The organism is Aquabacterium sp. G14 (genome assembly GCF_037482285.1).
Taxonomy (GTDB): Bacteria; Pseudomonadota; Gammaproteobacteria; order Burkholderiales; family Burkholderiaceae_C; genus Aquabacterium.
Genome location: NZ_JBBEYB010000003.1, coordinates 144,665 through 156,984 on the forward strand (window position 1 = coordinate 144,665; position 12,320 = coordinate 156,984).

The following is a 12,320-nucleotide window of genomic DNA, read 5'->3' on the forward strand; positions in this document are numbered from 1 at the left end:
GGATTGAACCCACATCATGCAAGACCCAGACCTGCCCCACACCATTGACCCCGCCAGCGAAGCTTTGCAGCGCGTGGTGAAGGTGCGTCGGGACTACAACAGCTGGGTGGCGTCCGAAACCCTGGAGGACTACGCGCTGCGCTTCACGCCGCGCTCGGCCCGGCGCTGGAGCGAGGCACGGGTGGCCAACACGGCCTTCGGGGTGGCATCCTTTCTGGTGCTGGAGGCGGTGGGGGCCACACTGTTGGTGGACCATGGCTTCATCAACGCGTTCTGGGCCATTTTGGCCACCGGCCTCATCATCTTGCTGGTGGGCTGGCCCATCAGCGTGTACGCCGCGCGACATGGGCTGGACATGGACTTGCTCACGCGCGGGGCCGGCTTTGGCTACATCGGCTCCACCATCACCTCGCTGATCTACGCGTCCTTCACCTTTATCTTCTTTGCGCTGGAGGCGGCCGTGATGGCCTACGCCCTGGAGCTGGCGTTCGACATTCCGCCGGCCTGGGGCTATCTGATTTGTGCGCTGGTGGTGGTGCCCTTGGTGACCCATGGGGTGACGATCATCAGCCGCTTGCAGCTGATCACCCAGCCGATCTGGCTGGTGATGCTGGTGCTGCCTTTCATCGTGGTGTTCCGCGAGCACCCGAACATCTTGCAGGATCTGGCTGCCTACCCTGGGGCGACGGGCGCGTATGGCGAGTTCAATGTGTTGGCCTTTGGTTCGGCGCTGACGGTGGGCATTGCCCTGATCACGCAGATGGGCGAACAGGCCGACTACCTGCGCTTCATGCCCGAAAAGCGCCCCGAGCGCGCCGGCCGCTGGTGGGCCGCGGTGTTTGTGGGCGGGCCGGGTTGGGTCATTTTGGGTGTGTTGAAGATGCTGGGCGGGGCGCTGCTGGCCTGGTTGGCGATGAGCTACGCGATTCCGGTGGCGCGCGCGGTGGACCCGAATCAGATGTACCTGGTGGCGTGGGAGAAGATCTTCTCCTCGCCCTCGTGGGCGATCGGGGCTGTGGCGGTGTTCGTGGTGATCTCGCAGATCAAGATCAACGTCACCAACGCCTATGCGGGTTCGCTGGCGTGGTCCAACTTCTTTGCGCGTCTCACGCACAGCCACCCCGGGCGGGTGGTGTGGGTGGTGTTCAACGCGCTCATCGCCCTGCTGCTGATGGAGCTGAACCTGTTTCAGGCGCTGGGCAAGGTGCTGGGCCTGTACTCCAACATCGCCATTGCCTGGATGATGGCCGTGGTGGCCGACCTGGTGGTGAACAAGCCGATGGGCTGGTCACCCAAGGGCATCGAGTTCAAGCGCGCCTATCTGTATGACATCAATCCGGTGGGCGTGGGGGCGATGGGCCTGGCCTCGCTGGTGTCGGTGATGGCCTATGTGGGATGGCTGGGGGGGCTGGCTCAGGCCTTCTCGGCCGTGCTGGCGATGGTCGTGGCCTTCACGACCTCGCCGCTCATCGCCTGGGCCACGCAGGGGCGCTATTACCTGGCGCGTCAGCCGGAGGCGGCGACGGCCCCTGAGGGGGCGGTTTCCTGCGCGACGGCCTCTGGTGCGCCAATGTGCCCGGCACCGCAAGCCGACACCGAGGCCGGCCAGCCTTTGAGCCGCGTCATCCGCCTCAAGGCCTTGCACCGATGCACCGTGTGCGAACGCGAATACGAGGCCGACGACGTGGCCCATTGTCCCGCCTACCAGGGCTTCATCTGTTCGCTGTGCTGCTCGCTGGACGCGCGCTGTCAGGACCTGTGCAAGCCGGCCTCGGCCCGATGGGCCGAGCAGTGGCGCAACATTGGTCGCGCCGTGGTGCCTGCCTTCGTCTGGCGCCGGGTGGACACCGAGCTGGGCCAGTTCCTCTTGATCATGCTGGTGCTCACCCCGTTGCTGGCCGGTGTCTTTGGCCTCGTCTACCAGCAACAGGTGCGCGACATGGTGGCGCTGGACCTGGGCTCACCCGCGGCCACCGCCGCCATGCTGGAGTCGGCCTTCGTCAAGGTGTTTGCCGCCCTGCTGCTGATCGTGGGCGTGGTCGGCTGGTGGCTCGTGCTCACACACAAGAGCCGGCAGGTGGCGCAGGAAGAATCGAACCGTCAGACTCATCTGCTGGTGCGCGAAATCGAACTGCACCGCATCACCGACGACAAGCTGCAGCAGGCCAAGCAGACGGCCGATCAGGCCAACCAGGCCAAGAGCCGCTACATCTCCACCATCAGCCACGAGCTGCGCACGCCGCTCAACGGCATCCTGGGCTACGCCCAGTTGCTCGACGAAGACCACCACCTGCCCGAGCATGTGAAGCACGCGGTGGGCGTCATCAAGCGGGGAGGGGATCACCTCCTGTCGCTCATCGAGGGCACGCTGGACATTGCCCGCATCGAAAGCGGCAAGCTCTCGCTCGACGTCAAGCCCGTGCGGCTGGACGAGTTGCTGCAGCAGATCACCGGCCTGATCGAGCACGAGGCCCGCGCCAAGCATCTGCGCTTCGTGGCCGACATTGAACGCAATCTGCCCGAGGCCGTGCGCGCCGACGAGCGCCGCGTGCGCCAGATCCTGCTCAATGTGCTGGGCAATGCCGTCAAGTTCACCACCGTGGGGCAGGTGACCTTCAAGGTGCGCTACGCCCGCGAAATCGCGCTGATCGAGATCACCGACACGGGCCCTGGCATCGCCCAAAGCGAGTTGGACAAGGTGTTTGAGCCCTTTGCGCGGGGTTCGTCGGCGGCCGGTAACGCGGCCAGTGGCACCGGCCTGGGCCTGACCATCAGCAAGATGCTGACCGACCTGATGGGCGGCGAAATGCAGGTCAGCAGCCAGGAGGGCGTGGGCACCACCTTCCGCATCCGCCTGTTCCTGCCCCAGGTGCGTGCCTCGGACGTGGCGCAGCGCGTGATGCAGGGACAGCGCACCGGCTATGCCGGCGAGCGCCGCCGCATCTGGGTGGTGGACAACGAAGAGGCCGACCGTGGCCTGCTGGTGCGCATCCTGAGCCCCTTGGGCTTTGAGGTAACGCCGCTGGCTTCCGGGCTGGATTGCCTGGCGCACCTGCGACAAACGCCGCCTTCACTGCAGCCCCACGCTTTGTTCATGGACTTGGCCATGCCCGGTCTGGACGGCTGGGGCACCTTGCGCGCCATCCGCACCGAAGGCCTCAGCACCGCGCCGGCCGCCATCGTGTCGGCCAACGCCTTTGACAAGGCCCTGGACAACGACGTTGGCATCACACCCGATGACTTCATCGTCAAGCCCGTGCGCGTGGCCGAGTTGCTGGACTGGCTGGGGAGGCAACTGCAACTGGACTGGATCATGGCCGAGCGCCCCGCCGAAGTCACCAGCTTGTCGCCGCCTGCCGATGCGGCCACCGCTTACCCATCAGAGGCCGCCTTGCGCCGGCTGGAGGATCAGATCCATGCCGGCTACGTGCGGGGCGTCCACAAGGCCCTGGACCAGATTGCTGCGGATGAGCCCCACTGTGAGCCCTTCGTGCAACGCATGCGCACCCTGGCGCGCCAGTTCCACCTGGATGCGATGGCCACGCTGATCGAAGAGGCGCTGGCCCAGGCTCAGCCGCCGAGCTCGTCTTCACCCACGTCAGACAGCCCGGCCCCAACGGCCGTGGCCGCTCTTTGAACCCGATGAACGATCACCCCATGTTCGACCGACTTGACCGCAGCCGCACCGACGTCGTGCTCATCGTGGACGATGTGCCGGACAACCTGTCCCTGTTGCACGATGCCCTCGACGACGGGGGCTATACCGTGCTGGTCGCCACTCACGGCGAGGCGGCCCTGCAGCGTGCCAGCCAGGCGGTCCCCGACATCATCTTGCTGGACGCCGTCATGCCTGGCATGGACGGCTTCGAGGTGGCGCGGCGCCTCAAGGCGCAGCCCGACACCAGCCATATCCCCATTGTCTTCATGACAGGCTTGGCCGAAACCGAGCACGTCGTGGCGGCGTTTCAGGTCGGCGGCGTGGATTACGTGGTCAAGCCCATCCGCCCGCGCGAGGTGCTGGCTCGCATCGAGACACACATGCAGGCGGCGCGGCAGTCGCGCCAGGCCCGCAATGCGCTCGACGCTTTCGGCCACGCCTCGCTCACCGTGCACTTGCGCGAAGGCAAGGTGCTGTGGCAAACCCCTTTGGCGCGCAAGCTGTTGCAGCGCTACTTTGACACCCCTGAGGCGGTGGCCCCGCCTGAGTTGCTGGACTGGTTGCGGCTGGCGGTGTCGCGCCAGCAGGATCAGACCGGGCAGGGCGATGCGCCTGCCCAAGCGCCCAGTTGGACGGTGAACCAGGGGCACAGCTGTTTGCGCTTCACCCTGCACCAACCCACGGGTGACGACGAATGGTTGCTGGTCATGCAGGAAAGCTCGGATCAGGCCGCCATGGAGGCCCTGAGTCAGACGTTCAAGCTCACCGCCCGTGAGGGTGAGGTGCTGTACTGGGTCGTCAAGGGCAAGACCAACCGCGACATTGGCGACATCCTGGGCAGCAGCCCGGCCACCGTCAAAAAGCAGCTGGAGAGCGTGTTCGCCAAGATGGGGGTTGAGACCCGCACAGCGGCGGCGGGACTGGCCTTGAGCCGGGTGGCGCAGCTCAAGGCGCGTTGATTGCTCGAAGATCCTTGAGCAAGGCCCGCTGCAGTCGGGTTGAGCAGGCCGCCAAGGTGGCTTGATGCACTGAGGGCAGGGCGGCCCAACGGGCATCGAACTCCTGGCAGCAGCGCACGAAGCTCTCGCGTTGCCCCGCCAGCACAATGTCATTGCCCCCCTCGTCCGACTCAAACGACAGCGTGGTGCCGTCGAACACCCGCCCCACGCGCTTCATGATGTCGCGTGTTTGTTCCGTGTCGGCCTGCACATTGGCCACCATCACCCCCTGGGGAGCCAAAGCGGCCTTCACGCGTCGGTAAAAGCCGGGTGAACACAGTGCATCCGGGATGCCCTCGCCGGTGAAGCCGTCGACGAGGATGACGTCGAATTGATGTGTGGGCTTGGCCAGAAATGCTGCCCCATCGGCACACACGATGCGTGAGCGCTCGTCATCCGGCGGGATGCAGAAGTCCTGCCGCAACTCAATGACGTTGGCGTTGATTTCCACCGTGGTCAGGTCGGTCTCAGGCAAGTGCTTGTGGATGTACTTGTGCAGCGCACCGCCGCCCAGTCCGATCATCAAAACCGACCGTGGCGCGGGGTTCAACACGAGAAAACCCATCATCGCGCGGGTGTAGTCCAGCACCAACTCATCGGGGTCTGACAGGCTCATGCAGCTCTGAATCAGGGACGACTCGAAACTCAGGGAAAGGGTCTGGCTGTTCTGGTGTAGCCGCGCTTGCTCGCTCATGGCGACAGTGTCGCATGGGGGCATTTGACGTCACAACAGAGCCCTCAAAAGCCGCCCATACGCCACTCGTACGCCACTCGTACGCCACATGGCGTATTCCTCGGTGCGACCTCGGTGGGCACACTGAATTCACTCTGATTCGTTCAACCCACCGTCTCCAAGGAGCGCTTCCCATGAACATCTCTCGTCGCAGTGCCACCGCCTCCCTGACCGCCGTCGCCCTGGGTGTGGCCGGCCTGGCTTTCAGCTCCATGGCCCAGGCCGCCGACACCATCAAGGTCGGCGTGCTGCACTCGCTGTCGGGCACCATGGCCATCTCCGAAACCGTGCTGAAGGACACCGTCCTGATGGCCATCGACGAGATCAACGCCAAGGGCGGCCTGCTGGGCAAGAAGCTCGAACCCGTGGTGGTGGACCCCGCTTCCAACTGGCCCCTGTTTGCTGAAAAGGCCAAGCAGCTGCTGACCCAAGACAAGGTCGCCGTGACCTTTGGCTGCTGGACCTCGGTGTCGCGCAAGTCGGTGCTGCCTGTTTACAAGGAAAACAACGGCCTGCTGTTCTACCCAGTGCAGTACGAGGGTGAAGAGCTGGAGAAGAACGTGTTCTACACCGGCGCTGCGCCCAACCAGCAGGCCATTCCCGCTGTGGAATACCTGATGAGCAAGGACGGCGGCTCGGCCAAGCGCTTCGTGCTGTTGGGCACCGACTACGTGTACCCCCGCACCACGAACAAGATCCTGCGCGCCTTCCTGAAGTCCAAGGGCGTCGCCGATGCCGACATCATGGAGGAGTACACCCCCTTCGGTCATGCCGACTACCAGACCATCATCGCCAAGATCAAGAAATTCTCGTCTGAAGGCAAGAAGACGGCCGTGGTCTCCACCATCAACGGTGACTCCAACGTGCCTTTCTACAAGGAACTGGGTAACCAAGGCCTGAAAGCCAAGGATGTGCCAGTGGTCGCCTTCTCGGTGGGTGAAGAAGAGCTGCGCGGCGTGGACACCAAGCCCCTGGTCGGCCACCTGGCTGCCTGGAACTACTTCATGTCGATCAAGAACCCGACCAATGCAGACTTCATCAAGAAGTGGTCGGCTTACGCCAAGGCCAAGAACATCGCTGGTCATAAAGACAAGCCCCTGACCAATGACCCGATGGAAGCCACCTACATCGGCATCAACATGTGGGCTCAGGCTGTGAAGAAGGCCGGCACCACCGATGTGAACAAGGTCATCAAGGCCATGGCTGGTCAGACCTTCCCGGCGCCGGGTGGCTTCATGTCCAAGATGGACGAGAAGAACCACCACCTGCACAAGCCCGTGTTCATCGGCGAAGTGAAGGCCGACGGCCAATTCAAGGTGGTCTGGAAGACCCCGAGCCCGGTCAAGGCTCAACCTTGGAGCCCCTACATCCCGGGCAACGACAAGAAGAAGGACGAGCCGGAAGCCAAGTAAGCACCGGCTTGATCCACGGGCGCCCGCCCTCGTCATGGCGGGCTGATTTTGGAGCAGAGCGGTTGGCCCCGTTCGGGTAGCCCGACGGGGCCATTTTTTCACCGCACACACACGAAAAGAGCAGGACATGCCTGTGAACACAAGATCCTGGCTGACAACCTTGGGCCTGGCGTTGAGCCTGAGCCTGGGCGCCTGGGCACCCGCCTCTCACGCCCTGACCCCGCAAGACGCTCACGCGCTGGCCGCGGGCGACAACGATGCGCGCATCGACACGCTCAAGAAGCTGGCCGCCACGAACGATCCGGCGCTGACGCCCTTCCTCAAAGCGATGCTGGACGACGCGGTCAAGGTGACCGCCGACCGCGCTTACATCATTCAGGACGATGGGCAGGCGGTGGATGCCGTCACCGGCCAGGCTGCGACCTTGCCCGATGACGCAGAGGACGTGGTCAACAACAACCGCATGAGCAGCGAGATCGAAGCCGTGCTGGCTGCTGCCAACCTGGCGTCCCCTGACCGCGACCTGCGCGCAGAAGCCATCGAGGCACTGGCCAATGCTGCCGACGAGTCTCGGCTGCCCCTCATCGACCAGGCCCTGGCCGCTGAAACCGACAAGGCGCTGCGCAAACAACTCCAGATGGCCCGTACCAGGGCCTTGCTGACCGCCAGCACCCCGGCACGTCGCATGGAAGCCGCCGAAGCCTTGGCTGCCGACGCCAGCCCCGAGTCCCGCGGCCTGCTCATGGAGCGGATCAACAGCGGCGAAGAAGCCGACCCTCAAGTGCAAGCGGCGCTACAGGCTGCGCTGAGCCAGGTCACCAGCAAGCTGGAGTGGGGGGAGCACGCCGGCGTGGTCTTCACCGGCATCAGCCTGGGCTCCATTCTCCTGCTGGCCGCGTTGGGCTTGGCCATCACCTACGGCCTGATGGGCGTGATCAACATGGCCCACGGCGAGCTGATGATGATCGGCGCCTACGCCACCTTCGTCGTCCAGAACCTGTTTCGCCAGTACCTGCCTGAGCTGTTCGACTGGTATCTCTTGCTGGCCGTACCCGCGTCCTTCCTGGCCGCCGCCCTGATGGGTGCCATCCTGGAGCGCAGCGTGTTCCGCTTCCTTTACGGCCGCCCGCTGGAGACCCTGCTGGCCTCCTGGGGCATCAGCCTGGTCTTGATGCAGTTGGTGCGCACCGTGTTCGGCGCCCAGAACGTGCAGGTCGAGAACCCCAACTGGATGTCCGGCGGCTTCGACGTGCTCAGCAACCTGACCTTGCCCTACAACCGGCTGGCCATCATCGTGTTCGCCGCGTTGGTGCTGGTGGGCATGACCCTGCTGATCGCCAAGACGCGCATGGGCCTGTTCGTGCGCAGCGTTACCCAGAACCGTCCGATGGCTTCGTGCATGGGGGTGAACACCGCACGGGTGGACACCCTGGCGTTCTCGCTGGGCGCCGGCATCGCGGGCCTGGCCGGTTGTGCGCTCTCGCAGATCGGCAACGTGGGGCCGGACCTGGGCCAGAGCTACATCGTTGACTCCTTCATGGTCGTGGTGCTGGGTGGGGTGGGGCAGATTGCCGGCACCGTGTACGCCGCGCTCGGCCTGGGCATGGTCAACAAGTTCCTCGAAGGCTGGACGGGTGCTGTGCTCGCCAAGATCCTGGTGCTGGTCATCGTGGTGATCTTCATCCAGAAGCGCCCCCAAGGCCTGTTCGCCATCAAGGGCAGAGAGGCATGACCCACCCCCTACACGCTTCGCGTGCCCCCTCAAGGGGGCGCTGCCGACGGCCCGGCGAAGCCGGTTCCGTGGCAGCCAGCTTGGCCCGAGTCCATGCGCGCGAAAGTTTGTTCACGACGTACGAACGATGACAACTATGACCAGTTCTGCTTTCTTCCAACCCAAAGGTGGGTTGATGCTGGGCACCAAGGGTTGGGCGGCCGTCATGGCGGCCGTGCTCGCGGTGTTGATCCTGGCACCCGTGCTCAACCTTCTGGTGCCAGTCGACTCGGCCTTCCACCTGTCCGACTACGCCTTGTCCCTCATCGGCAAGATCATGTGCTACGCCATCTGCGCGCTGGCCATGGACCTGATCTGGGGCTACACCGGCATCCTGTCACTGGGACACGGCCTGTTCTTCGCACTGGGTGGCTATGCCATGGGCATGTACCTGATGCGCCAGATCGGCCGTGACGGCAGCTACGGCGCCGACATCCCCGACTTCATGGTCTTCCTCGACTGGAAGGAAGTGCCCTGGCACTGGACCCTGAGCGAGTCCTTCATTGGTCAGATGGCCCTGGTGGTCCTGGTGCCTGGCCTCATCGCCTTCGTGTTCGGCTACTTTGCCTTCCGCTCGCGCATCAAGGGGGTGTACTTCTCCATCATCACCCAGGCGATGACCTATGCGGCCATGCTGCTCTTCTTCCGCAACGAAACGGGCTTTGGCGGCAACAACGGCTTCACCGACTTCAAGCGCATCCTGAACATCCCCATCGCCCAGCCGTCCACCCGCATGGTGCTGTTCGTGCTCACCGGTCTCACGCTCATCGGCTTCTTCCTGATGGCGCGCTGGTTGGTTCACACTAAGTTCGGCCGTGTGCTGCAGGCCATCCGTGATGCTGAAAACCGCGTCATGTTCTGCGGCTACAACCCGCTGGCCTACAAGCTCGGCATCTGGACGCTGTCGGCCGTGATGTGCGGCATCGCCGGTGCCCTGTACGTGCCCCAGGTCGGCATCATCAACCCCAGCGAAATGTCGGCCGCGGCTGGCATCGAGATGGCCATCTGGACGGCCGTGGGCGGTCGCGCCACCCTGATCGGCCCGATCATCGGTGCCTTCTTCGTCAACGGTGCCAAGAGCTGGTTCACCGTGGCCTTCCCCGAGTTCTGGCTGTATTTCCTCGGCGCCCTGTTCATCGCCGTGACCCTGTTCCTACCCGATGGCATCGTCGGTGGCGTCAAGAAGTTGCTCAACAAGAAGACCGAGGTGAAGGCATGACACCCGAACTCATGGAAGAAGGCGTTGAAAAGCTGGCCCGCGTGAAGTCCCAGGCGGGGCAGGGGGGGGAGTCGGGCGGACGAGAAGCCGCCTATGGTCGCGTCGTCCAGCCCGGCCAGCTCGACCTCGCCCACGGCTCCATCCTTTATCTGGACGACATCGAGGTCAGCTTCGACGGCTTCAAGGCCCTCAACAAGCTGTGTCTGGACATCTCGGTGGGCGAGATGCGCTGCATCATCGGCCCCAACGGCGCCGGCAAGACCACGATGATGGACGTGATCACCGGCAAGACCCGACCCGACAGCGGCACGGCTTTTTTTGGCTCCACCATCGACCTGCTGAGCTTGCGCGAAAGCGAAATCGCCCAGCGCGGCATCGGCCGCAAGTTCCAAAAGCCCACGGTGTTCGAATACCTCACCGTGTTCGAGAACCTGGAGCTGGCCCTCAAGGCCGACCGTCGCGCCCGCGCCTCGGTGTTCTTCAAGCTCAGCGGCGCCCAGCTCGACCGCATCGGCGCCATGCTGGAACTCATCCACCTCAAGGACCACGCCCAGCGAACCGCGGGTCTGCTGTCCCACGGCCAAAAGCAATGGCTGGAGATCGGCATGTTGCTGATGCAAGACCCCAAGCTGCTCTTGCTGGACGAACCCGTGGCCGGCATGACCGACGAAGAAACCGAGCGCACCGCCGAGCTCTTCCTGTCGCTGGAAGGGGCGCATTCGCTGGTGGTGGTCGAGCACGACATGAAGTTCATCCACGAACTCACCACCCAGGGCGCCAGCGCGGCCAAGAAGAAGGTCACCGTGCTGCACGAAGGCTCGGTGCTGGCCGAAGGCACGCTGGCCGAAGTGCAGGCCAACGACAAGGTCGTCGAAGTCTATCTGGGGCGCTGAACACGGCATTCGTGCAGCGACCCACGCGAAGGAACAGTCAGCATGTTGAAGGTAGAAAGCGTCAATCAGTACTACGGGGGCTCGCACATCCTGCGCGGCCTGGATTTCGAGGCCAAGCTCGGCGAGGTCACCGTGGTGCTCGGCCGCAATGGCGTGGGCAAGACCACGCTGCTCAAGAGCCTGATGGGCCTGGTGCCCATCAAGTCGGGCGACATCCTGCTCGATGGTCGCTCCATCAATGGCACCAAGCCTTATGAACGGGTGCGCCTGGGCGTGGGCTATGTGCCCCAAGGCCGGGAGATTTTCGGACGGCTTACCGTGGCCGAGAACCTGCAAATGGGCCTGGCCAGCAAGCCGGGCGGCACGCCGCTGCCCGAGCAGCTGTTCGAGCTCTTTCCGGTGCTCAAACAGATGCTGCACCGTCGGGGCGGCGACCTCTCCGGGGGGCAGCAACAGCAACTCGCCATTGCCCGCGCCCTGGCCGCTGGCCCCAAGCTGTTGATCCTCGACGAGCCCACCGAAGGCATCCAGCCCAGCATCATCAAGGACATCGGCCGCGCCATCCGCAAGCTGGCCGACGAGGGGCTCAACGGCCAGAAGATGGCCGTCGTGCTGGTCGAGCAGTTTTACGATTTCGCCGAGGAACTGGCCGACCAGTACCTCGTCATGGAGCGCGGCGAGATCATCCGGCAGGGACGTGGCGAGAACATGGCCACCGATGGCGTGCGCCAACTCATGTCGATTTGAGCGCAGACAAATCAGACCCCCGGCAAGGGCATGGGGCCAGAGGTTAGACTCTGGCCTCTTTTTCATTCGCCTCACTCAGAAAGGACACGCCATGGCTGTCGTCACCACCACCTCCGGTCTGCAATACGAAGACGTTACCGTCGGTAGCGGCGCTGAAGCCAAGGCCGGCAACTACGTGTCCGTGCACTACACCGGCTGGCTCTACCAGAACGGCGTCAAGGGTGCCAAGTTCGACTCCAGCAAGGACCGCAACGACCCCTTCGCCTTCCCGCTGGGCGCTGGCCACGTCATCCGCGGCTGGGACGAAGGCGTGCAAGGCATGAAGGTCGGTGGCACCCGCATCCTGGTGATCCCCGCCGAGCTGGGCTACGGTGCCCGCGGTGCTGGCGGCGTCATCCCCCCCAACGCCACCCTGATGTTTGAAGTCGAACTGCTGGGCGTCTGATCCACCATGTTTGCCCCCAGCCAGGAACAGGTTCGTCGTTTCTTCTGTGAGGCCTGGGCCAAGCACCTGGCTGGCCAGCCGCTCACCCCGTTGGAGGCGCAAGCCACCGACTGGATGATCGAGCACCCTGAATACCATCAGGATCTGTCTGACGTGGACGCGGCCATCGCCGCCGTCTACACCGTGGAGGAGGGGCGCACCAACCCCTTCCTGCACCTGTCCATGCACCTGTCCATCACCGAGCAGGTCAGCATCGACCAGCCGCGTGGCGTCAAAGCCGCCATCGAGCGGCTGGCACAGCGACTCAACTCCCTGCACGAAGCCCACCACGTCGCCATGGAAGCCCTGGGCGAAATGGTCTGGGAAGCGCAGCGCTCTGGCCGCCCGTTTGACGGCCAAGGCTACATCGACCGCCTGATGATGCGCGCCACCCGCTGAGTCGGG

The 12,320-nt window shown here is 64.2% G+C and carries 10 protein-coding genes; 9 read left to right on the top strand and 1 reads right to left on the bottom strand.

The genetic code is table 11. The features are described from left to right. Positions 1-16 precede the first annotated feature (16 nt). Positions 17-3,637 (top strand): hybrid sensor histidine kinase/response regulator, encoded by a 3,621-nt coding sequence (locus tag WIT60_RS05125; RefSeq protein ID WP_339582869.1) that lies wholly within the window; start codon positions 17-19, stop codon positions 3,635-3,637. 5 nt (positions 3,638-3,642) lie between these two features. Then, positions 3,643-4,617, top strand: a complete 975-nt coding sequence (locus WIT60_RS05130; RefSeq protein ID WP_339582870.1) for a response regulator — start codon at positions 3,643-3,645, stop codon at positions 4,615-4,617. Here the strand turns inward: WIT60_RS05130 and WIT60_RS05135 are convergent. Further along, complete coding sequence (locus tag WIT60_RS05135; RefSeq protein ID WP_339582871.1) at positions 4,604-5,350, bottom strand: fused MFS/spermidine synthase; 747 nt, start codon at positions 5,348-5,350, stop codon at positions 4,604-4,606. The two genes, WIT60_RS05130 and WIT60_RS05135, sit on opposite strands and share 14 nt — an antisense overlap. A gap of 173 nt (positions 5,351-5,523) precedes the next feature. Between WIT60_RS05135 and urtA the strand changes: the two genes are divergently transcribed. From urtA to WIT60_RS05170, 7 genes are all read left to right on the top strand, one after another. Next, entirely contained in the window at positions 5,524-6,801 is a 1,278-nt protein-coding gene (gene urtA, locus WIT60_RS05140) for an urea ABC transporter substrate-binding protein (protein ID WP_339582872.1), read from the top strand. A gap of 127 nt (positions 6,802-6,928) precedes the next feature. Then, positions 6,929-8,533, top strand: a complete 1,605-nt coding sequence (gene urtB, locus WIT60_RS05145; protein WP_339582873.1) for an urea ABC transporter permease subunit UrtB — start codon at positions 6,929-6,931, stop codon at positions 8,531-8,533. 127 nt (positions 8,534-8,660) lie between these two features. Next, on the top strand, positions 8,661-9,791 hold the full coding sequence (gene urtC / locus WIT60_RS05150; protein WP_445207652.1) for an urea ABC transporter permease subunit UrtC: 1,131 nt from the start codon (positions 8,661-8,663) through the stop codon (positions 9,789-9,791). After that, entirely contained in the window at positions 9,788-10,684 is an 897-nt protein-coding gene (gene urtD, locus WIT60_RS05155) for an urea ABC transporter ATP-binding protein UrtD (protein WP_339582875.1), read from the top strand. Before urtC ends, urtD begins: the two co-directional genes overlap by 4 nt. Positions 10,685-10,726: 42 nt before the next feature. Further along, positions 10,727-11,431 carry an urea ABC transporter ATP-binding subunit UrtE gene (urtE, locus tag WIT60_RS05160; RefSeq protein WP_339582876.1) on the top strand — a complete coding sequence of 235 codons (705 nt, stop codon included), beginning with the start codon at positions 10,727-10,729 and terminating at the stop codon, positions 11,429-11,431. A gap of 91 nt (positions 11,432-11,522) precedes the next feature. Then, on the top strand, positions 11,523-11,876 hold the full coding sequence (locus WIT60_RS05165) for an FKBP-type peptidyl-prolyl cis-trans isomerase (RefSeq protein WP_320362466.1): 354 nt from the start codon (positions 11,523-11,525) through the stop codon (positions 11,874-11,876). 6 nt (positions 11,877-11,882) lie between these two features. Then, positions 11,883-12,314 (top strand): DUF1841 family protein, encoded by a 432-nt coding sequence (locus WIT60_RS05170; RefSeq protein ID WP_339582877.1) that lies wholly within the window; start codon positions 11,883-11,885, stop codon positions 12,312-12,314. The last annotated feature ends 6 nt before the right edge of the window (positions 12,315-12,320 follow it).